The following is a 22,271-nucleotide window of genomic DNA, read 5'->3' as shown; positions in this document are numbered from 1 at the left end:
ATCTATCCGGACATTTTTCTTTGTCAAATTTTGCAGATTGAGCGGATGATTCTGTTATAAATTTCTTCAAAACCACTAAAAAAGACACCGCAAATGCAGTGTCTTTCAAAAATATTTTTCTGTTCCGGATTAAAGAGCCAGAACTCTTACATCAATCCTTCTGTTTTTGGCCTTACACTCATCGGTATCATTAGCTGCACATACAGGATGCTGTGAGCCATATCCTTCTGCTTCCACCCTGTCTGACGAAATTCCCAATTCAAGAAGCTTAAGTTTAGCTGTCTGGGCTCTCAGATTGGAAAGCTTCAGGTTACTTTCTTCGTTTCCGGTATTGTCTGTGTATCCCCCCAATTTGATTTTAAGATCAGGATAAGCATTCAGAATCTCTGCAAGACTGTTCAGCTGTACTTCCGATCCTGCTCTCAGATCGCTTGATCCTGTTTCAAAATAAAGGTTTTCAATGGTATACCAGATATTGGGATCCAGCACAGATTTATCTTTTTTATTTACAGCAGTATAAAGCCGATATAATTTACTGCCTTCACCCATAGCAATTGTTTTTCCTCCTTTCAGCTTAATTTCCTGAACATTGCCGGTTTCATAAACAAAGTCACCGTTTTCATTAAGATGTCCTTTGATTTCTCCCGAAGTAACAGAAACTGACTGAGGATCTGTATGAACAGATGTGGTTCCGGCAGCGGATACACCTGTTAAGCTTTCCAGTTTAGCCTTTCTGTTGGCTTCAATCTTATCTTTATGTAATACCGCCAGTGTAGGAGCAATAACCAGTGAAACAATAGACATCAGCTTGATCAGGATATTCATAGAGGGTCCGGAAGTGTCTTTAAACGGATCTCCGACAGTATCTCCGGTTACAGAAGCTTTATGAGGTTCTGAACCTTTGTAATAGGTCTGTCCGTTGATATCCACTCCTTTTTCAAAGGATTTTTTGGCATTATCCCAGGCTCCCCCGGCATTATTCTGGAACATTCCCATCAGAACCCCGCAAACGGTAGCTCCTGCCAGAAAGCCTCCCAATACTTCAGGCCCGAAAATAAACCCGATCAGCAGCGGAGATACAATAGCAATTGCTCCGGGAAGCATCATTTTCCTGATGGAGGCATCGGTAGAAATAGCCACACATTTTTCATATTCAGGCTGTGCTTTTCCTTCCAGGATTCCCGGAATTTCCCGGAACTGTCTTCTTACTTCCTCTACCATAGCCATTGCTGCCTGTCCTACTGCTGTAATGGCCAGAGAGGAAAATATGAAAGGAATCATCCCTCCAACAAATAGTCCTGCCAGAACATCCGCCCTGTAAATATCGATACCGTCGATGCCTGCAATTCCAACAAAAGCTGCAAATAGTGCGAGTGCCGTTAATGCTGCAGAGGCAATTGCAAATCCTTTCCCGGTAGCAGCGGTTGTATTTCCTACTGCGTCAAGAATATCTGTTTTTTCACGGACTTCTTTCGGCAACTCGCTCATTTCGGCAATTCCCCCCGCATTATCAGCAATCGGCCCGAATGCATCAATGGCAAGCTGCATGGCTGTGGTAGCCATCATACCGGCAGCGGCAATCGCAACCCCGTAAAGTCCGGCACACAGGTATGAGCCGTAAATCCCTCCTGCAAGTACAATAATCGGAAGCAATGTAGACTCCATGCCCACGGAAAGACCGCCGATAATATTGGTTGCATGCCCGGTGGAAGACTGCCTCACAATACTGGAAACCGGTCTTTTACCCATGGCAGTATAATATTCTGTAATGATACTCATTAAGGTCCCTACAACCAATCCTACCATAATGGCCCCGAAAACACCCATTTTGGTAAATTCGTGTCCTCTGAGAACCATCGTTTCCGGAAGTGTATAGGTTACTAAAAAATAAGAGGCTATGGCCGTGATTACGATACTTCCCCAGTTCCCCAGATTCAGGGCATTCTGAACAGAAGACGTAGATGAACCTTCATTATCATTGATTCTTACGAATAAGGTTCCTATCATAGAAAATATAATTCCTGTTCCTGCAATAAGCATTGGCAGAAGAATCGGGGCAAATCCACCGAAAGCATCATCAGAAATGGTTTCTCTTCCCAAGACCATCGTTGCCAGCACGGTTGCTACATAAGATCCGAAGAGGTCTGCCCCCATTCCTGCTACATCTCCCACATTATCTCCCACATTATCTGCAATGGTAGCCGGGTTTCTCGGATCATCTTCGGGAATTCCCGCTTCTACTTTTCCAACCAGGTCAGCTCCAACATCTGCTGCTTTTGTATAGATACCTCCTCCCACTCTGGCAAAAAGAGCAATAGATTCTGCACCTAAAGAAAACCCGGTGAGAATCTCAATGGTCCGTTCCATTTCATGGGAATCTACGGTGGCTTCCGGAGCAAAGATCTGCTTAATGATCAGGAACAGAGCACCCAGTCCTAAAACAGCAAGTCCCGCTACTCCCATTCCCATAACGGAACCTCCGGTAAAGGAAACTTTAAGGGCTTTCGATAAGGATGTCTTTGCAGCTTCTGCGGTCCTCACATTAGCTTTGGTAGCGATCTTCATTCCAATAAATCCTGCCAGAGCCGAAAATACAGCACCTACGGCAAAAGCAATTCCGATACTCCAGTGAGAGTTGGCATTACTGGAACCCATTACGGCCAGAAGGATGGCCACTACTACTACGAAATAGGTTAAAATCTTGTACTCGGCCTTTAGAAAAGCCATCGCACCGTCAGCGATATGTCCGCTGATTGTTTTCATTTTTTCATTTCCGGCATTCTGTCTGCTTACCCAATTGCTCTGCAAAAAAGTATACAACAGTGCAACAACACCAAAAATTGGCACTAACACAAATAGATCCATAGTTTAATATTTTTTTGGTAATAGAAAATTAAATATAATAAATAATTATCACTAAAACGTTAAAAAAAATCAATAGTTTAAAGCCGAAGTGATATGAAGGTATGGAACCGGATCTCTGTAAACTGCCAATAAAAAAGGATAAACGAAGAATCGTTTACCCTTTTTATATGATGAAAATCAGTGGATATTAACCGCCGAATTTATTTGCATAATCTGTCTGGGAAGCTTTGATCACTTTCTTAGCGTGCTCTGCCCCGTAAATTTCGTGGATTCTGCATTTTGCAGGCTCATCCGGAAGGTTTTTGTAAGTAAGGAAGTAGTGCATCAGTCTTTTCACTTCAGCTTCAGGTAGTTCGGAAATATCTCTGAAATGTCCGAAAGCATGGTCTCCGATCATTACGGCAACGATTTTATCGTCTGCCTCTCCACCGTCGATCATTTTGAATCCGCCGATTGGAATAGCTTCCATTAACAGTCCTCCTGAGTGAATATTATGTGAGCTTAACACACAAATATCAAGCGGATCATGATCTCCCATAGTTACATCATCAGCACCTGCTTCTACGGCAAGTTTCATTACTTCATTGTGGCAGTATGTTCTCGGTACAAAACCATACAGAGCAGGGATAATATTGGAAAATTTCTGAGGCCTGTCTACCTTCAAAAATCCTGTTTCTTTGTCAACTTCATATTTAATGGTATCTGAAGGAACGATTTCTACAAATACGTTTACAACATTTGGCGCATCTTCTCCTGCAGTAATTCCGTGCCACGGATGTGCTTTAAAATTTGGAATCATTATTTTATCTGTTATTTTTTAAGTTATTATTAAAATTTCTCGTCTAAGATCTTCTATCGTGGCTGCAATATAGTCTTCACCTTCCATGTAGTTCATGATAAAGATAGTCTTGAATTCATCCAGATCAGCATTCCCTTTCAATCCTTCATAGGTTTTATGAAGAAGATCTGTTACCGCATTTTTGGAATCAACAATATTCTTCCATGAGTTCTTCGTCAGATAAAGCTGCTGTGAAGAGTTATACTCAAATTCTTCGCTGATTGCTTTTTCAGTAAGGAAAATAAATTCATGAACGGCAAGGCCCTTATCAAATTTCTGAATAAGGTTGGACGGTTTCATTCTCTCCATAAAAAGCGTCATTCTTTCATAGGAATGGGCCTTATTCTCTGTATTTGATTTTACGGAAAGAAGTTTGATCTCCTGATTTTTAAGGGTAATGTACGAATGTACAAACTGTCTCAGCAAAACCAAAAAAGGAATTGCAATGATTAATGCAAATGCATAGGGTAAATATCCTGAAAAACTAGCCATAATTTTAGACTGCAAAATTACTAATTATTTTCCGGGTTCTAAAGATTTTTTGCATATATCGGTAACGGAAATTTAAAGACAGGGTTACAATGGAATAAAATATCTGAAGATATCCTGAAAACCTGTTTTATATTCAAACTTATCCACGTTTTTCTGATGGTTTTCATTTATTCTTCAGCTAGGTTTTTATATTGAAACCGATTAATAAATTCATCAACAAATTGTCGAAAAAACAATAAATTCACAAATAAAAAGCCGTGCGGGCCTAGCGGTACATTTTTTTAAGAAGCTTATTTTCAAGGAAGGCATATTCATGGAGTTCTGCTCCAAAACTTTTAAAAAACACCTGTATACCCCGGATATTGCTTCCCATGAAGTTGAATGATTTTTCATGAATGTAGAGATTCAGAATCCTGTCTATCACGAAAGATGCCCCGTTTTCATTTTTATACCGTTCATCATTTACCAGGCTCAGTAGTGAAAGCTGCTCCTTGTCTGAAACCAAAACGGCTAAACTGATTAGTGTCTCATTAAAAAAAGCTCCACAAAGCTTAAGGGTATTATTTTCGGCAAGGAAGAACAGGTAATTTTTAAGCTTTTGCCAGTCTGATTCTTTGGAAAGACCTTTCAGATGATTACCGAAAAAGAGAATGCTTTCATCATTCAGTTCAATCTCTTTATAATGAAGATGCTGAGCCATTTTAGCGGTAGATTTCCTCCCTTTAAAGTACTTTTTCCTTCTTAATATGACATAATCTGAAACGGGAATGATATAGTTTTTTCTTTTTTCAGGCTCCGTCGAAAATGTATTGTACTGGTTGAAAGAGTATAAAAAGAGAATATATTTCTTTTTTAAAAATTTCAGGAACAGATCATTGATTCCCACATCATCAGTTTTTGAAAAAACTCCGAGTTGCTGGCAGAAAAGCGGCATATTGACAAAGTTAATTCCTATTTTTTTATCCATATGAACCGGCATTACAGCTTCATAATCTCCATATACCAGAATATGCCAGCTGCCTGAAAGCTGATCTAAAATTTCCTTCCGGGCGTACCAGTTTTTCTGTTCAGAATTTTCCAGGCACTGGGTATATTTTACGAAATCAATCTCGCTGTATTTCACTCTTCTAATCATAATAATCCTTCGTCTGAGAAACTCAAGTATGAATTCTGCGTAATAATAATATGGTCTAAAAGCTGGATATTCAGTATTTTTCCGGCTTCTTTTATTTTTTGTGTAATGTGTAAGTCTTCCTTGCTCGGCTTCAGGCTTCCTGAAGGATGGTTGTGGGCAATAATGATTCCCGTTGAAAAATGATCAAAAGCAGTCTTGAATAATATCCTTATATCCACAACAGACTGGCTTATACCGCCCTGCGTAAGCTGTGCTATGTGAATCACTTTATTGCTCTGATTGAGAAATATTCCCCAAAACTCTTCAATCCTGAGATCTGACAACTGATTTTTTAACAGGAGATAGGCATCATTACTTCCAAGTATTGTTGTTCTTTCGGGAATCTCCTGAACAGCCCTTCTCCTCCCGATCTCTAAAGCTCCGATAATGGAAATGGCTTTGGCGATCCCAACCCCTTTAAACTTCATCAGTTCTTTGGTAGAAAGCTGGCTTAGCTGATGCCAGCTGTTATTGACGGAAGAGAGAATTTTTCTTGCCAGTTCTATGGCTGTTTCATCTCTGCTTCCGCTCCCCATAATAATAGCCAGCAATTCGGAATCAGAAAGTGAATTCCGGCCTTTCAGCAAAAATTTTTCTCTGGGTCTGTCGTCTTTGGCAAGATTTTTTATGGGCATTTTTCAGGTTATTAGATTAGTAGAAGGCATATAAAATAACCGGCTTTTCAGAACGATCAAGGTATCCTGCAGTTTCTTTGAAAGCATTGACCGAAAGCATCGGGCATCCTAAACTTAAACAGGCCGGGGCTGATGATTCTTTATCCGGAACACATCCCAGAGAATGCAGTACAATGGCTCTTTCCATGGCTCTGCTATTGGAAGCATCCAGTCCATTCATCCTGTAAGCTTTTCCGAATTTCCCGTTATAGCTCTGCAGAATTTCGTATTTCCCAAGTGAAGACTGATATGAACCTTCGGTATTACTGAATGCAAGACCATCCGAATTCCGGATTACAGAACCGGAGCCATGAGAAACGATTGCTTTCTGCAGGATTTTATTCTTTTTCAGATCATATACGAAGTAACGGTATTTTCCCGAATAAGTTTTGAAGTTGATGAAGACAGCGATTTCCTGATTATAGTTTTTGTCTTTCAGAAATTTTTTGATCTCCAGTATCCTTTTTTCCGGAATACCTTCGGAAACAGAAGTTCCCTGTGACTCAAATCTGGTACAGGAAATCGTCATAAAAAGGAACAGGAATATCAGTTTTTTCATCATCAGAAACAGTTTTATTCTATGATCATACCATCTTTCATCACCAGTTTCCGGTCTGTGATTTCGGCAAGACCGGGATTATGGGTTACAATGACAAAAGTCTGGTTGTATTTATCTCTCAGGTCAAAAAATAACCGGTGAAGATCATCTGCGTTTTTAGAGTCCAGGTTTCCCGTAGGCTCATCTGCAAAAATGATTTTCGGCGAATTGATCAAAGCTCTGGCTACCGCTACTCTCTGAGCTTCTCCACCTGACAGCTGATTAGGTTTATGGTGGAGCCTCTGCTCTATCCTCAGATCTTCAAATAAGGCATAAGCTTTCTCAATAGCTTCTTTTTCATTGGCCCCGCCTATTTTTGTCGGGAGCAAAACATTCTCCAGAGCAGTAAATTCCGGAAGAAGCTGATGAAACTGAAATACAAAACCGATATTCTGATTTCTGAATTTGGAAAGCTGTTTATCATTCATATTGATAAAAGATTCTCCGGCTATCGCTATTTCGGTACCATATTTATTGGAATTGGTTGGCAGATCCAGCGTTCCCAGGATCTGAAGCAGTGTAGATTTCCCTGCTCCCGACTCCCCAACGATAGAAACCACTTCACCTGTTTTGATGTGAATATCAACGCCCTTCAGTACTTCTAAATTTCCATATGATTTATGGATATTCCTTGCTCTAATCATGATCCAAAAATAGTGAATAAACATAAATATACGAAATGTTTCAAAGCAAACATTCTAATTTATTTTTGATGAGATTGAAGTAAATATTATCTTAATAATTCATCAATCTTTTTTATCATTTCTTTAAATTCTGCTTCATTATAGCCAACCGAACCAAACACCACTTTTCCTTGTTTATCTATGATATAGTTTCTGGGAATATATTCTTTGGCAAAAAGAGAATATGCAGATCTGTCTTCATCCGGATAAATAGGCAGCTGAAATCCTTTTTTTGCCTTAAATTCTGCTATTTCACTTTGAGAATGCTCACGGCCAATGATAAGTAAAGAGAATCTTTTATCATCCTTATATTTTTCCCATATCTCTTTCTGTAAATGAGGAAGCTCAAGCATACAGGGTTTGCACCATGTTGCAAAAAAATTGATCAGAACAACTTTCCCTTTCAGGTCAGATGATCTTATAATTCCGTCTTCATTTTTAACTGTAAAATCAGGAATGCTCCGGCCTGTTTTAATTTCCTGAGCCGGTAAAACGATATTGAAAAGAATGGATACGATAAGAATGGATTTTTTCATCTCTGCTTTTTCACTAACTAAATATAATAAGTATTTCTCAAACAACAGGGAAATAAAATACATTTATCATCCATAAAAATGGTAAACAAAAAAGCCTCCCGAATTGGAAGGCTTTTATATTCTGTTCAGAAAATTACAGTAACAGCGTTAATGGATTTTCCAGATACATTCTTAAGGTTTGTAAGAACTGGGCACCGGTAGCTCCGTCTACTACCCTGTGGTCACATGCCAGTGAAAGTTTCATGGTGTTTCCTACAACGATCTGACCGTCCTTAACGATCGGTTTCTCGATGATCGCTCCTACTGAAAGGATGGCAGAGTTAGGCTGGTTGATGATACTTGTAAATGTTTCAATTCCGAACATTCCCAGGTTTGAAACAGAGAATGTAGAACCTTCCATTTCATTTGCCTTAAGACCTTTGTTCTTCGCTCTTGAAGCCATATCTTTTACCGCTGCCGAGATCTGCGTATAGTTCATCTGGTCTGTATTCTTCAGTACAGGAACCACAAGCCCGTCCGGAATAGCTACCGCTACACCGATGTTGATGTTTCCTCTGTTGATGATCTTATCCCCTGCCCAGCTTGAATTTACCTGCGGATGTTTTCTTAAAGCAATTGCTGTTGCCTTAATGATCATATCATTGAAAGAAATTTTGGTATCCGGAATAGAGTTGATCTCTTTTCTCGCCTCAATTGCCTTATCCATATTAATCTCCACCATCAGGTAGTAGTGAGGTGCAGAGAACTTACTTTCAGAAAGACGTTTTGCGATGATGTTTCTTACCTGTGAGTTTGGAGTCTCTGTATCTTCACCCTGAACGAAGTTTACAGCCACCTGAGCCGCAGCACTTGCAGCAGGAGCTGAAGCAGCCGGTTTTGCAGCAGGCTGATAGTTTTCAATATCTTTTTTAACGATTCTTCCGTTTTCTCCTGATCCCTGGATACCGTGGATATCCACTCCTTTGTCCTGAGCCATTTTTTTAGCTAAAGGAGAGATCGCTACCCTGTCTGAAGATGAAGAACTTACAGCCGGAGCTGCTTTTTCCTCAGCCTTTGTTTCTGTTTTTTCGGCAGGTTTTTCTGATGACAGGGAAGCTGCTTTCGGAGCTCCTACCCCGGAAACATCTGTTCCCGCAGGCCCGATAATAGCTAAAACCGAATCCACCGGAGCGGCACCGCCTTCTTCTACTCCCTGCTTCAATAATACCCCATTGAATTCTGATTCAAAATCCTGTACGGCTTTATCGGTTTCGATTTCCGCCAGAAGGTCACCTTCTTTTACGGTATCGCCTATATTTTTGTGCCATTTAGCTACCTTACCTTCAGTCATTGTATCAGAAAGTCTTGGCATGGTAATCACTTCTACCCCAGCCGGAACTTCTGCAACAGTCTGTTCAGCAGGGACAGGAGTTTCTGTTTTAGGCTCTTCTGTTTTTTTCTCGTCTGAGCCGGCACTGGGAGCAGCAGCTCCTCCCGTTAATCCTGAAATATCTTCTCCTTCATTTCCGATAATAGCCAAAACAGAGTCTACGGCAGCTGCACCACCTTCTTCTACACCAACGTATAAAAGAGTTCCTTCTACTTCAGATTCGAAATCCTGAACAGCTTTATCTGTTTCAATTTCAGCTAAAATATCTCCTTCTTTTACTTTATCACCTACTTTTTTATGCCATTTTGCCACTTTACCTTCCGTCATTGTATCGGAAAGGCGGGGCATCGTAATTACTTCTGCCATAATCTATATTGATTTGAGATTCGAGATTTGAGATTTGAAATTTGAGATTCGAGATTTGAGATTTGAGAATCCGGAAATTTCAAATGTCAAAATTCAATGTCAAATGTCAAACGTCAAATGTCAAATTAATTTTTATTTATTAATTTTCTAATTTATCTAAGAACGGATAGTCTTCCTGAGCATACACATACTCATAGATCTTCTCAGCATCCGGATATGGAGAATTCTCCATAAATTCGATACACTCTTCAACAAAATCCCTTGATCTGTTATCCATAGCTTCCAGTTCTTGTTCCGTAGCCCATCCGTTTGCTAAAATTCTTTGTTTCACCAATTCGATCGGATCGTCGTTTTTGTGAACTGCAACTTCTTCTTTAGAACGGTAAGGTTCAGCATCAGACATAGAGTGCCCTCTGTAACGGTATGTTCTTGCTTCAATGAATGTAGGCCCGTCTCCTCTTCTCGCTCTTTCGATAGCTTCGTAAGCAGCTTCCGCCACTTTTTCAGGATCCATTGCGTCTACGGCAAGGCAAGGCATTTCGTACCCAAGACCCAGTTTATAGATATCTTCGTGGTTGGCTGTTCTTTTTACAGAAGTTCCCATCGCATACTGGTTGTTTTCTACAACAAATACCACAGGTAGCTTCCAGTTCATAGCCATGTTGAATGTTTCGTGTAAAGACCCCTGTCTGGCGGCACCATCTCCGAAGAAACAGATATTTACAGCTTTTCTGTCGAAATATTTATCTGCAAAAGCAATACCTGCTCCCAAAGGGATCTGTCCTCCTACAATACCGTGACCTCCATAGAAACGGTGCTCTTTGCTGAAAATGTGCATAGAACCACCCATACCTCCTGATGTTCCGGTAGCTTTACCGCAAAGTTCAGCCATGATTCTCTTAGGATCCACTCCCATCGCCATTGGATGAATGTGGCATCTGTAAGCAGTAATCATGCTGTCTTTCGTTAAATCCATTGCATGTGTGAAGCCGGCAGGAATAGCCTCCTGACCGTTATACAAATGTAAAAAACCTCTGATCTTCTGTTTTAGATAAAGAGAACGGCATTTGTCTTCAAACCTTCTCCACATAGTCATATCTTCATACCACTTCAGGTATACCTCTTTAGAAAATTCTTTCATGTGATAGCTCTTGCTTATTTATGATGAAATATTTGAGCAAAATTATAAAAAAAACTTTGTTTTTATCGTATACCTACTAATTGTTTTTTTGTGTATAGTGTTATATTTGAATTTTAAACCTGAACATGGAAGAAAAACAACCGTCATTAGTACATAAAATTTCAAAAGTCATATCCGATTTTTTCAATCCTTTAGTTTCTCTGTTTATTTTTTACGTTTATATGAGCGTAAGGGAATATTCGCTTAAAGACTCTCTTTTTTATTTTGTTCCTATCCTTTTAATGACTATCATCCCTGTCATTATCTGGCTGATATGGAATGTAAAAACCGGAAGATACACGAATATGGATGTATCTGACCGTGTACAAAGGAAAACCTTATATATATTTGTAGCAGGCTGCTTAATGAGTTATCTTATTTTTCATTATGTAAGGAACGGCTATATTGATCTGGTGATGCTGTTTATTCTGATTCTTCTTATCACCATGCAGATCAGCAATTTTTTCATCAAAAGTTCTATGCATACCTCTTTCAATATATTTGTAGCGGCATTATTTTTCAGTATGAACTGGAAGATGGGTATGATCTGGCTGGGTATTGCAGCGCTGGTAGGAATGACAAGGGTTATTTTAAAAAGACACACGGTAAAAGAAGTATTTATGGGGGCAGGAATAGCATTTCTGGTATCTTTTCTCTATCTTTATTGCAATATACAATTTCAACATTAAGAATATCTATGAAAATTAATCATCTTACGTCTGCGGAAGAGAACTTTATGAAACTGTTCTGGAAGCTGGAATCTTTTTACCTGAAAGACGTTATGGAGCAGCATCCCGAGCCGAAACCGCATCAGAATACCGCTTCCACCTACTTAAAAATACTTGTTGAAAAAGGGTATCTTTCCACAGAAAAAGAAGGCAGAATATTCAAATACTCTGTAATTGTTCCTATGGAAGAATACAGAAAATTCCTGCTAAAAGAGCTTGCTCATCATTTTTTCAATGATTCCGGAAAAGAAATTCTTGAATTTTTATTCAACGAAAATTTAATTTCACAAAATGACCTGAAGGGTTACTTTGATCTTAAGATAGAAATAAAACCAGCCAAAACCGAAGAACCTAAATTTGAGATCGCTGAAGAAGTCCTCAATCCTAAAAAGGTAAAGAAAGGTAAGGAAAAAGAGAAAAGTAAGGATAAAGAGAAGAAGAAAAAAAAGAAGAAAGACTGATTTACTTTATCAGTTTTTGAGGAAAAGACATAAAAAAAGCGGCTTAAAAAAGCCGCTTATATTTTTACCAACGATTTCCGCCTCCGCCACGGTTGTTACCATAGCCTCCGCCTCTGTTGTTGTTATTTCCGTAACCTCCGCCTCTGTTGTTATCGAAGCTTCTTCTTGGTTTTTCTTCTCTTGGCTTAGCTTCAGATACGTTCAAAGTTTTTCCGTTGAATTCTTTCTGATTAAGAGCCTCGATAGCTTGCTTTCCTTCTTCATCACCCATTTCGATGAAACCAAAACCTCTAGAACGGCCGGTTTCTCTATCGGTAACGATTTTAGCTGATGATACGTCACCGAATTCTGCAAATAGATCATGCAACTCATATTCTTTAGTTGCGTAATTGATGTTTGAAACAAAAATGTTCATTTTGAATAAAATTAAAAAATTAATAAAAATTTGGGTATATAAAAGAAAAACAACATAAATTAATGAACAAATATTGATTCCAAATATAAACGTATGCAAGATACAATTAATAATTTCAAATCAAAGCTTTTTTTGACCCGTTTCTCACATTATGTTGAATTTAAAATTTAAATTGATTGAAAAAGGAAAAATATTTATTGTTTTTCAATAAATATTTACCGATATTTGTTTTCATAATTTTTTATTAAAATATGAAAGCAATGGAAACCAATACCAAAAGAATTCTTTCGATCATGCATGTTATTTCATGGATCATCTTTATCGGGGCCTGTATCACCGCAGGAGCACTTACATGTTCTTACATCATTACCGTAGTGAAACCCGAAGCAGCAAAAAACCTTTATAAAGGCATCAGCTTTTACCGGCTGTACCAGTCCGACCCTCAAATGTATTTCCGTACGGTAACTGTTATTATTTTTCTGGCGTGCTACAAAGCATATCTGGCTTATTTTGTGGTAAAAATTTTCCTGAAGCTTAATCTGGCAGCACCTTTCAGTGAGGAAATCAGGATGATGATCTCCAAAATCAGTTATGCCGCCCTTTCAATCGGTCTTATTTCCCTTATCGCCAGTTCTTATTTTTTCGATAAAGAATCGGTAAGATCAGGAATCTCCCCCGTTGAAGATCTTTATGAATATATAGGATCCGGAGCGGAATACCTGTTTTTCGGCGGGATCATTTTTATCATTGCCCAGGTATTTAAAAGAGGTATTGAACTTCAGTCCGAAAATGAATTAACTATATAAGAAAGATATGCCGATTATTGTAAACCTAGACGTTATTATGGCCAAAAGAAAAATGTCACTGAATGAGCTTTCGGAAAAAGTAGATCTTACGCTCTCCAACCTTTCTATTCTGAAAACAGGAAAAGCAAAAGCTATAAGATTCAGCACACTTGAAGCCATCTGCAAAGCCCTCGACTGCCAGCCAGGTGATATTCTGGAATACAAGGAATAAATAAGATAAAACCCCGGAGAGAAAACTTAATGTTACGGTAAAACCCCTGTCGCATTCCTCTCCGGTTTATTTACTTCTTATTTTCCAGGATTTAGACTTATATTTAGAGGCATCAAAATCTGATATGAAACAGCATACCACCAATTACATCAATACCCTTATTGAAATTGCCGAAGACTGTCCGGTATCAAAGGCACAGACTCCTCTTGAAAAGAAGGAAAAAACACTGGCCAATCTTCAGTATGAAATAATTTCAGAACATCCGTATCAATTTTCATCAGATGATATCCTCTTTGAGTGTTTTGCTTTGAAGAATGATGTTGCAGAAAGTGAGAAAGAAGAAGAAAGAATCCGGTTTTTCTCAAAAGGACAGGCCTGCCTGCGATGCTCTCCGCTGGCCAAACGTTACGGATTCGGGATTCATCATAACCAGGAAGGCAAAGTAGCTCTTTTTCCTGTCGAAAGCGAAACCTATCAGCAATTACTGAATAACCCTTCGGTTACCAAAGTAAAAGCGATGCGTTCCAAAAGAAAATGATTGAGAAAATGAATGATTTTCTTCAGATCAATAAATAGTATTTCTTTGACAAACCCGCTTTTTAACATTAAATTTGTCCTGCTAATTATTAAAAATATGAACTATCATACCAGAAAATGGGTAAAACCCGAAGACCTGAACCCCAACCACTCTCTTTTTGGAGGAAGACTTCTCCAGTGGATTGACGAAGAGGCCGCACTGTATGCCATCATCCAACTGGAAAACACAAAAGTAGTCACCAAATTTATCTCTGAGATCAACTTTGTAAGCTCTGCCAAACAGGGAGATATTATAGAAATAGGAATTGAAGCTGTTCATTTCGGAAACTCTTCCGTTACCCTGAGGTGTGATGTACGAAACAAAATGACCCACCAGACCATTATTACCGTTGATAAAATTGTTATGGTAAACCTTGATGCAGACGGAAATCCCTCTCCTCACGGAAAAACCCAGATTGAATTCGTAAAAGACAGGCTCAGCAAACCATGAAGATCTTTATAAAGAATATGGTATGCAACAGGTGCATTGCCGCTGTTGAAAAAATCTTTCACGACGCTGAAATACCGCTTCGTTCGGTTACACTTGGAAAAGCGGAAACAGAAGCTGACGTTTCCGGTAAAATCATGCAGCAGATTGAGGAAAAACTGCAGGAAACAGGTTTTGAAAGAATCAAAGATTCGGCTCATCAGCTGATTGACAAGATCAAAAACCTGGTCATCATTAAAATCAGCGGGCTGGATATTGATGAGAACTTTCTCCTCTCAGAATATTTAAGTTCAAAGCTGCACAAAGATTACAGCTCTCTTTCCAAAACCTTTTCTCAAAATGAAAACATCACGCTTGAACAGTTTTTTATCCTTCAGAGAATAGAAAAAGCGAAAGAACTTCTGCTGTATAATGAGTTCAGCCTTACTGAAATTGCAGGTAAACTCGGCTACAAAAGTGTACAGCACCTTTCCACACAATTCCGCACTGTTACCGGCTTTACCCCTACTGAGTTCAAGAAACTGAAAGAACACAACAGAAAACCGCTTGACAGTGTTTAAGTGAAAAATCTTCCCGAACCGGAGTGTTTGAATAATCCGGTAAAAAGAAATATTCCTTTTTAAGCACTCCGGTTTTTACGCCTCACCCCTGCTTGTCTTTTCCCAAATTTTATAACTATTATCCTCAAATCTATAACAGCTTTAATTTTTGATTCCGGAAATTTGTATTATAAAATTCAAGGATCATGGAAAGACAATATAATATCCTCGGAATGACCTGTTCCGGCTGCCAGAAAAAAATATCAGAAAAACTCAACAGTATACCCGGTGTAAAAGCCGATGTCAATCTGGAGAACAATACGGCAACCATCAGTTCCGATCACGAAATTGAGCTTTCAGCTTTAAACCAGGCTTTATCGGAAATAGGAAAATACAGCCTGGAAGACCCTGCAAAACCTGAAAAAACTTTTGTAAAGCCCCAGGACAGGGTTTCCCCTTCTTCTGTATATTACTGTCCGATGGAGTGCGAGGGTGAAAAGGTATATTTTAAACAGGGTGAAAGATGCCCGGTCTGCAATATGTACCTCGTTCCTATTGAAGAAAAACATGCCAAAGATCCGAATCATAAGCGGGCTTATTCATCATCAAACCTTCCGGAAAATTTTAAAGACAACATTGGAAAATACTATTGCCCGATGTTCTGTGAAGGTGAAAAAACCTATGATTCAGATACCGGCTGCCCGGTCTGCCATATGCATCTGGAACCAATTACCGATGAACTTATAAAGAATGCTTCACAACACGGACATTCACATTCACATTCACATTCACATGATCAGCACGGGCATCATCAGCATGAAACCCCTAAGGTAACGGATGAAATGGCGGGAAGGTACTACTGCCCGATGTACTGCGAAGGCGATAAAACCTATGATTCCAATGTAGGCTGTCCGGTCTGCGGGATGGATCTGGTTAAATATCCGGAAAAGAAGACTGCAAAATACACCTGCCCGATGCATCCGGAGATCATCAGCAACGAACCGGGAAGCTGCCCCATCTGCGGAATGGATCTTGTCAGAATGCCTGACAGCGGAGACGATGAAGAAGATGAAACCTATAATATATTAAGGAAGAAATTCTTTATTTCGCTTGCTTTTACCATCCCGGTTTTTATCCTTTCAATGGGCGGAATGTTTATCAATTTTCCTTTTTCTCATCAGACTCAGGGAATTATTGAGTTTATCCTGACGCTTCCTGTCATGTTTTACTCAGGGTGGTTTCTGCTGAAGAGAGGCTGGATCTCTTTCAAAACCTGGAATCTGAACATGTTCAGCCTTATTGCATTAGGGGTTGCCGCAGCGTTTATCTTCAGTATAACTGCCATTGCATTCCCGGGTATCATCCCGCATGAGATCCGCGGGCACGGCAGTGAAACACCGTTATATTTTGAGGCGGTCTGTGTTATTTTAACCCTGGTTATCTTAGGACAGCTCATGGAAGCGGCAGCTCACAAAAAAACAGGAAATGCCATTAAGGAACTCATGAACCTTTCCCCTGATGAAGCCAATCTCATGGTGAACGGAGAAGAAAAAAGAGTACTCCTTTCCCAGGTTAAAATCGGTGATCTTCTAAAAGTGAAACCGGGAGAAAAGATCCCCGTAGACGGAAAGATTGTTGAAGGAAATTCAGTTGTAGACGAAAGTATGATCACCGGAGAGCCCGTTCCTGTTGAGAAAGCTATTGATGACAAAGTTTCTTCAGGAACGATCAATGGCAACCAGGTTTTCATTATGAAAGCTGAAAAGGTAGGTGATGAAACCCTTCTTTCACAGATTATAAAAATGGTGAATGAAGCAAGCCGGAGCAAGGCCCCTATTCAGAAACTGACCGATAAAGTTTCTAAAGTTTTTGTTCCGATAGTCATCGTCATTGCTGTACTTACCTTTATTTTATGGCAATTTTTTGGACCGGAGGGACAAAGAAGTCTTTTTGCATTCGTTAATGCCGTAGCGGTTTTAATTGTTGCCTGCCCGTGTGCATTGGGTCTTGCAACCCCCATGTCGCTGATGGTAGGAATCGGAAAAGGAGCTAAAAACGGGATTCTGATCAAAAATGCGGAAGCTCTTGAACAGATGAATAAAGTAAATGTTCTGATTACCGATAAAACAGGAACACTTACAGAAGGAAAACCGTCTGTGGAACATATTGAAACTGCAGGCAGCGAAGACAAAAACGAAATGCTGAAACTGGCCTTTTCACTGAATCAGAATTCAGAACACCCACTGTCGAATGCTGTGATCAGAAGAGCAAAAGAAGAAAATATTTCTGCTGAAAAAGTAGATCAGTTTGAAAATATTTCAGGAAAAGGAGTAAAAGGAAAGATCAACGGAAAAACAGTTTACTTAGGAAATGAAAGCCTTCTGACTGCTCACAACCTTAATATCCCTGACCAGATAAAACAAAAGGCAGTAGAAGTACAGTCAAAAGCGCACACCATTTCCTATATTGCGCAGGATCAGACCGTACTGGGCTTCATCAGTTTTACCGACAAGATCAAGGAAAGCTCTAAAAAAGCAGTCAGACAGCTTATGAATGAAGGGATTGATGTCATCATGATGACCGGAGATAACGAACATACAGCAAAAGCGGTTGCTGATGAACTGGGAATCATACACTTTAAAGCCAGCTGCCTTCCTGAAGATAAATTAAACGAAGTAAAAAGGCTTCAGCAGCAGGGCAAGATTGTAGCCATGACCGGTGACGGAATCAATGATTCACCTGCTCTCGCCCAGTCTGATGTGGGAATTGCGATGGGAACAGGAACCGACGTAGCCATTGAAAGTGCAGAGATCACGCTTCTGAAAGGTGATATTCTGGGGGTAGCCAAAGCAAAACTTCTGAGTGAAAAACTGCTTAAGAACATTAAAGAAAACCTCTTCTTTGCATTCATCTATAACGTACTTGGGGTTCCGGTTGCCGCAGGACTGCTGTATCCTTTTTTTGGGATACTTCTGTCCCCGATGATTGCAGCAGCAGCAATGAGCTTCAGTTCACTGTCCGTAATTCTGAATTCACTGAGATTAAATTCCGTGGATCTGGATATAGAATAACCTGAGTCTGACGTAAAAAATTAAGGATAAAAAGCCGGAAGAAGGGAGAAAGAGGACAGAAGTACCTTTATTTACAATACTGAAAGCTATTGTAAAATCTGAATAATTCTGAAAAAGGCACCCATCTCATTATTGATGACCTTCAGAACTTCCCTCTTCCGGCTTACCCCGAACTGAAGCCGGATCACAGTAGGTCTCATAAAAATATAATTTGGCTGAATATTTGTTTTTTTCTTATAACCTCTAAAATAAATGATTTAAACTTCATCAGAGATTTGATATTGCAGCAAAACTAAAAGCTGTTAATGCCAAAATCTGACGTATTATATTTTAAACTTTATCAAAAAGGTTCTGAACTTAAATATAATATCATGAACAAAGCAATTTATACAGGCTGTTCCGGATTTTACAATAACGACTGGAAAGGGACATTATATCCTGAAAATACTCAGAGTAAAGAATTTCTTACCCTATATTCACAGGTTTTCAATTCGGTAGAAATCAATTCTACTTTTTACCGTAAGCCAACGGCCAAAACCCTTTTGAAATGGTATGAAGAAACTCCGGGTCATTTCAGGTTTTTCGTCAAGATCCCCAAAATTATTTCCCATGAAAAGCGTATGAAGGAGTCTAAAGAAGAAATTATGGAGTTTTGCCGCCACATTGCAGAGCATTTAAAAGAAAAACTATCAGGTTTTTTATATCAGTTCCCTCCGTCTTTTAAAAATACGCCTGAAAATCTGGAACTGATCCTCAACAACCTTGATTTCGGATATGTTAATACCATTGAATTCCGTCACCGTTCCTGGTGGCAGGAAAATATCTTTACCGTATTAAAAGAACACCGCATTATTTTTTCCGGCGTCAGTTTTCCGGGCGATCTTCCGGAAGACATCATCAACAATCATCCTGAAACTCTTTATTACAGGCTTCATGGGAAACCGGTTCTTTACAAATCCGAATATAGCCATCATTTTCTTGATCATCTTGCAGAAGAAATACTGAAAACGGAAAAGAAAGTTTTTATATTTTTCAACAACACATGGGGAACAGCAGCCATTAATAATGCTTTGTATTTAAAAAAGCTGTTAGAAAAGAAAGGCATTTAGAATTCTCATTTTTCAACCAGAACATCTACATTAATAGAAGGTTCACCCACTGAAAACTTTTTCCATTCTCCGAAATAGTTTCTGTAATAGGTATTCTTTGAAAATGCAAAAATATTTCCTGCCAGATAAAGTTTTCCTTTAAAATCTTCAGAAACTCTCACTGAGACAAAAAAATCTTCATGAGTCCAGATCCCTTTGTCACTCACATCAAGAGAAACCGTATTATTTTTAATATCATCCTTAGTAACTGTCATTTTCAGCGTTTCATTGGCCAGAGATTCTCCCGGAAAACCATTTTCAGATTTCTGAATATCAAAGATCAGTGTTACAGGCTGTTCCAGTGTGAAAAAAGCCAGGTTAACATTAATTCCCTTCACCTTAGCTCTTTTAGTATTCTTAACCCTTATAGCATATTCCCTGAATAATTTGGACGCATCTTCCGAGTTGTAACCGCAGTAACTTCTCTTCGCATTTCTGGTTCCGAAATTTTTCAGAATGTATTTTTTAGGGATAATTTCCACCTTATCTATTTCAATAGCCTTCTCTTTAAGAACAATCGTATGGTTTCCCAATGCTTCAAACGCCGAAACACTCATCTGAAAAGGTTCATAACCATTCACTGCTATTTTTAAGATTTTATTTTTTTCAATGCCCTCAAGGTTAATGATGTACTTTCCGTCTCTATCTGTAACATCTCCGATATCTGTATTTTCAACCCCGATTCTAGTATCGGAAAGCGGAGATTTCTTTTCGGTAACAATTGTTCCTGAGATCTGTTGAGCGGATAATGTTCCCGCTGCCAGCAGCAGAAATATATATTTGAGTTCCATGATTTCAAAATAAGTTCCGAATATAAGAAGAAATAGCACTATTCTAGCAGACTTAGAGCCTGTTTAAATTTTATTCAGACGCTTAATCATCAGATGTTTTATTGAAATTCCTAATAGATTATGTTTGAAATTACTTGTTGATTAAAAAGATTTCACGCAAAGCTGATGAATAATTACGCTTTATTTTAAGTGGACAAAGTGATGCGACTTCTTTGCTTCCTGGAAATATGCATAATGAAGCTAAAGCCTATTGCGTTAGGAAGACAAAATCATAAGTATATTATCTTTTATTCAAATAATCTGATTTAGAAATTTAAACAGGTTCTAAAAAAATAATGATTTTTGCAGGCAGAGGTAGATAAGTTGGAATTAAAATAAATCACCAGGGAAAGAAGAATATGTTATTCATCAGAAAAAGCAATAATAGAAATATTTTCAATATCAATAAATGTTAAAAAATAAAGATAATCAAACATAAACTGAATTTTAATATCTCAGTTTAAAAAACACTGAAAAACAAGCACCTTAAAATAACCTTAAAAAGAATATTTTTAACAAACACTGGCATATATTTTGTTAACATTTAGAAGTTAATTTTAACGATTTTTTAACAATTTAATTTTCCATTATCTTTATGAAAAAAATTTTTGCGGAAAAGTCAACAAATAAGACTTTTCTAGGGATGTTTGCATTGGTGAGTGCAACTTCATTTTTATTAAACAGCTGTAATTACAAAACTGAGGTGAAAGATACCGAACAGGTGATTTCACAGGAACATCCCCCCGCAGAAATAGTCCCCGGGCCTGATGAGGAAACCCCGGATCCGGACAAAAGGGTCATCTATCTTACTTTTGATGACGGACCCAACCAGGGTACAGAAAATCTCATTAAGATTCTTAACAAAAGAAATGTATGTGCTACTGCGTTTTTAGTAGGGAAACATGCTTATGGGAGCAAAAAGCAAAAAGATGATATGGAGCTTTTAAAAAGCAATCCACTGATTGAACTGGCCAACCACAGCTTTACACATGCCCACAACAAATACACCGATTTTTATAAAAATGCGGATGCAGTAGTCCGTGATTTTGATGTTGCCAAAGACAGCCTTAAACTTTACGATAAGATCGCAAGAACCCCGGGAAGAAATATCTGGAGACTCAACAACATCAATGTAACTGATATAAAAAGTTCTGCCGCAGCTGCCAACGGACTGAAAAAAGCAGGATATAAAGTAATCGGATGGGATCTTGAATGGAGACCTTCCCAACACATGACCCTGAAAGGCAGCCATGAAGCAATGCTGAAAAAAGTAGACAGCATTTTCCTGAATGATCTGGAAAAAACATCAAGACATCTGGTTTTCTTAACCCATGATCAGTATCTCAGAGATGCTGACTCTATTAATGAACTCGACATGTTTATTGAAAAGCTGCAGAAGAGCAATAAATTCGTATTCAGAAAAATATCACAATATCCTAAGATTAATGAAATCCTGAATTAACTGTAACAGGATAAACCAGAGATAACAGAACCGCCGGTTTAAGACCGGTGGTTCTTAACTATTTTACAGATTCATTAGTTTTTTGTTTTTATTATTCTGAAATTTGCATTTATGGATATTAAAGTAAATTATAACGCAGTATTACAGCAGCTTCCGGAAGGAGTACAGCTGGTAGCCGTGTCAAAAACACATCCGGTTCAGGCCGTTCAGGAAGTTTACGATTTGGGGCAGAAAGTATTCGGGGAAAACAAAGTACAGGAACTGATGGAGAAATACCCTCTCCTGCCGAAGGATATCCGGTGGCATCTGATCGGGCACCTGCAGACCAATAAGGTAAAATACATTGCTCCTTTTATTGATACCATCCAAAGTGTGGATTCTGAAAAGCTCCTTTCTGAGATCAATAAAGAATCCGGAAAACATGAAAGAAAAATAAAAGTCCTTCTTCAGGTAAAAATTGCTGAGGAAGAAACCAAATCCGGACTTGACATTCATGAAGCCGGAAACCTGTTTGAAAAATACCTTAACGGGGATTTCCCGAATGTTGAGATAACCGGACTTATGGGAATGGCGACGTTTACTGATGATGAGCAACAGATCAGAAGAGAGTTTTCAACCTTAAAAGCACTTTTTGATGAATTTTGTCAATCAAAAACACTGAAAACCTTATCAATGGGAATGAGTGATGATTTTCCTGTGGCGATTGAATGTGGCGCGAATTCTGTACGGGTAGGTTCTGCCATTTTCGGCAGAAGAGATTATTCAAAATAGAATTTTTAGGTATGGTTTTTGCTAATAATT

General features: G+C 38.8%; 23 protein-coding genes. 11 read left to right on the top strand and 12 right to left on the bottom strand.

The window, feature by feature from the left end; translation table 11 throughout:
• Positions 1 to 129: 129 nt before the first annotated feature.
• The 10 genes from AC106S_RS20405 to pdhA form a co-directional block, all read right to left on the bottom strand.
• On the bottom strand, positions 130 to 2,865 hold the full coding sequence (locus AC106S_RS20405; RefSeq protein WP_482441537.1) for a sodium-translocating pyrophosphatase: 2,736 nt from the start codon (positions 2,863 to 2,865) through the stop codon (positions 130 to 132).
• Positions 2,866 to 3,052: 187 nt separating this feature from the next.
• On the bottom strand, positions 3,053 to 3,664 hold the full coding sequence (locus AC106S_RS20400) for an inorganic pyrophosphatase (protein ID WP_062699185.1): 612 nt from the start codon (positions 3,662 to 3,664) through the stop codon (positions 3,053 to 3,055).
• 18 nt (positions 3,665 to 3,682) lie between these two features.
• Positions 3,683 to 4,195: a DUF7935 family protein gene (locus AC106S_RS20395; RefSeq protein WP_482441536.1), complete on the bottom strand. Its 513-nt coding sequence runs from the start codon at positions 4,193 to 4,195 to the stop codon at positions 3,683 to 3,685.
• 265 nt (positions 4,196 to 4,460) lie between these two features.
• Complete coding sequence (locus AC106S_RS20390; protein WP_482441535.1) at positions 4,461 to 5,330, bottom strand: hypothetical protein; 870 nt, start codon at positions 5,328 to 5,330, stop codon at positions 4,461 to 4,463.
• A complete protein-coding gene (gene radC, locus AC106S_RS20385; protein WP_482441534.1) occupies positions 5,327 to 6,004 on the bottom strand; it encodes a RadC family protein in 678 nt (225 codons plus the stop codon). Before radC ends, AC106S_RS20390 begins: the two co-directional genes overlap by 4 nt.
• 16 nt (positions 6,005 to 6,020) lie before the next feature.
• Entirely contained in the window at positions 6,021 to 6,605 is a 585-nt protein-coding gene (locus AC106S_RS20380; protein ID WP_482441533.1) for a murein L,D-transpeptidase catalytic domain-containing protein, read from the bottom strand.
• Between the two features lie 11 nt (positions 6,606 to 6,616).
• Entirely contained in the window at positions 6,617 to 7,285 is a 669-nt protein-coding gene (locus AC106S_RS20375) for an ABC transporter ATP-binding protein (protein WP_482441531.1), read from the bottom strand.
• Between the two features lie 86 nt (positions 7,286 to 7,371).
• Positions 7,372 to 7,860 carry a TlpA family protein disulfide reductase gene (locus AC106S_RS20370; RefSeq protein WP_482441529.1) on the bottom strand — a complete coding sequence of 163 codons (489 nt, stop codon included), beginning with the start codon at positions 7,858 to 7,860 and terminating at the stop codon, positions 7,372 to 7,374.
• Between the two features lie 133 nt (positions 7,861 to 7,993).
• Positions 7,994 to 9,595 (bottom strand): dihydrolipoamide acetyltransferase family protein, encoded by a 1,602-nt coding sequence (locus tag AC106S_RS20365; RefSeq protein ID WP_482441528.1) that lies wholly within the window; start codon positions 9,593 to 9,595, stop codon positions 7,994 to 7,996.
• A 139-nt stretch (positions 9,596 to 9,734) separates the two neighbouring features.
• Entirely contained in the window at positions 9,735 to 10,736 is a 1,002-nt protein-coding gene (pdhA, locus tag AC106S_RS20360; RefSeq protein WP_482441526.1) for a pyruvate dehydrogenase (acetyl-transferring) E1 component subunit alpha, read from the bottom strand.
• A 125-nt stretch (positions 10,737 to 10,861) separates the two neighbouring features.
• Between pdhA and AC106S_RS20355 the strand changes: the two genes are divergently transcribed.
• A complete protein-coding gene (locus AC106S_RS20355; RefSeq protein ID WP_482441524.1) occupies positions 10,862 to 11,464 on the top strand; it encodes a phosphatase PAP2 family protein in 603 nt (200 codons plus the stop codon).
• A gap of 8 nt (positions 11,465 to 11,472) precedes the next feature.
• Positions 11,473 to 11,964 (top strand): BlaI/MecI/CopY family transcriptional regulator, encoded by a 492-nt coding sequence (locus AC106S_RS20350; RefSeq protein ID WP_482441523.1) that lies wholly within the window; start codon positions 11,473 to 11,475, stop codon positions 11,962 to 11,964.
• 64 nt (positions 11,965 to 12,028) lie between these two features.
• Here the strand turns inward: AC106S_RS20350 and AC106S_RS20345 are convergent, their stop codons facing one another.
• The gene (locus AC106S_RS20345) at positions 12,029 to 12,379 is read right to left on the bottom strand and encodes an RNA recognition motif domain-containing protein (RefSeq protein WP_309427522.1); all 351 of its coding nucleotides are present in this window, start codon (positions 12,377 to 12,379) and stop codon (positions 12,029 to 12,031) included.
• A 251-nt stretch (positions 12,380 to 12,630) separates the two neighbouring features.
• Here AC106S_RS20345 and AC106S_RS20340 point away from each other — a divergent pair, with 251 nt between their 5' ends.
• The 7 genes from AC106S_RS20340 to AC106S_RS20310 all read left to right on the top strand — a co-directional run bounded on the left by AC106S_RS20340 (position 12,631) and on the right by AC106S_RS20310 (position 19,139).
• Complete coding sequence (locus tag AC106S_RS20340) at positions 12,631 to 13,185, top strand: DUF2975 domain-containing protein (RefSeq protein ID WP_482441522.1); 555 nt, start codon at positions 12,631 to 12,633, stop codon at positions 13,183 to 13,185.
• Positions 13,186 to 13,192: 7 nt separating this feature from the next.
• Positions 13,193 to 13,396, top strand: coding sequence for a helix-turn-helix domain-containing protein (locus AC106S_RS20335; RefSeq protein WP_482441521.1), 204 nt, complete (start codon positions 13,193 to 13,195; stop codon positions 13,394 to 13,396).
• A 124-nt stretch (positions 13,397 to 13,520) separates the two neighbouring features.
• Complete coding sequence (locus AC106S_RS20330; protein ID WP_482441520.1) at positions 13,521 to 13,934, top strand: DUF6157 family protein; 414 nt, start codon at positions 13,521 to 13,523, stop codon at positions 13,932 to 13,934.
• Positions 13,935 to 14,030: 96 nt separating this feature from the next.
• Entirely contained in the window at positions 14,031 to 14,423 is a 393-nt protein-coding gene (locus tag AC106S_RS20325) for an acyl-CoA thioesterase (RefSeq protein ID WP_482441519.1), read from the top strand.
• Positions 14,420 to 14,980, top strand: a complete 561-nt coding sequence (locus tag AC106S_RS20320) for a helix-turn-helix domain-containing protein (protein WP_482441517.1) — start codon at positions 14,420 to 14,422, stop codon at positions 14,978 to 14,980. Before AC106S_RS20325 ends, AC106S_RS20320 begins: the two co-directional genes overlap by 4 nt.
• Positions 14,981 to 15,165: 185 nt before the next feature.
• Complete coding sequence (locus AC106S_RS20315; RefSeq protein ID WP_482441516.1) at positions 15,166 to 18,030, top strand: heavy metal translocating P-type ATPase; 2,865 nt, start codon at positions 15,166 to 15,168, stop codon at positions 18,028 to 18,030.
• 371 nt (positions 18,031 to 18,401) lie between these two features.
• On the top strand, positions 18,402 to 19,139 hold the full coding sequence (locus tag AC106S_RS20310; RefSeq protein WP_482441514.1) for a DUF72 domain-containing protein: 738 nt from the start codon (positions 18,402 to 18,404) through the stop codon (positions 19,137 to 19,139).
• A gap of 5 nt (positions 19,140 to 19,144) precedes the next feature.
• Here the strand turns inward: AC106S_RS20310 and AC106S_RS20305 are convergent, their stop codons facing one another.
• On the bottom strand, positions 19,145 to 19,969 hold the full coding sequence (locus tag AC106S_RS20305) for a carboxypeptidase-like regulatory domain-containing protein (RefSeq protein WP_482441513.1): 825 nt from the start codon (positions 19,967 to 19,969) through the stop codon (positions 19,145 to 19,147).
• A 634-nt stretch (positions 19,970 to 20,603) separates the two neighbouring features.
• Between AC106S_RS20305 and AC106S_RS20300 the strand changes: the two genes are divergently transcribed.
• Both AC106S_RS20300 and AC106S_RS20295 read left to right on the top strand, forming a co-directional pair.
• Positions 20,604 to 21,470, top strand: a complete 867-nt coding sequence (locus tag AC106S_RS20300) for a polysaccharide deacetylase family protein (RefSeq protein WP_482441511.1) — start codon at positions 20,604 to 20,606, stop codon at positions 21,468 to 21,470.
• 111 nt (positions 21,471 to 21,581) lie between these two features.
• Complete coding sequence (locus tag AC106S_RS20295; protein ID WP_482441510.1) at positions 21,582 to 22,241, top strand: YggS family pyridoxal phosphate-dependent enzyme; 660 nt, start codon at positions 21,582 to 21,584, stop codon at positions 22,239 to 22,241.
• The last annotated feature ends 30 nt before the right edge of the window (positions 22,242 to 22,271 follow it).

The organism is Chryseobacterium sp. FR054 (genome assembly GCF_056844565.1).
Note: the sequence above shows the minus strand (reverse complement) of the source record. Positions and strands in the feature narration are given on the sequence as shown.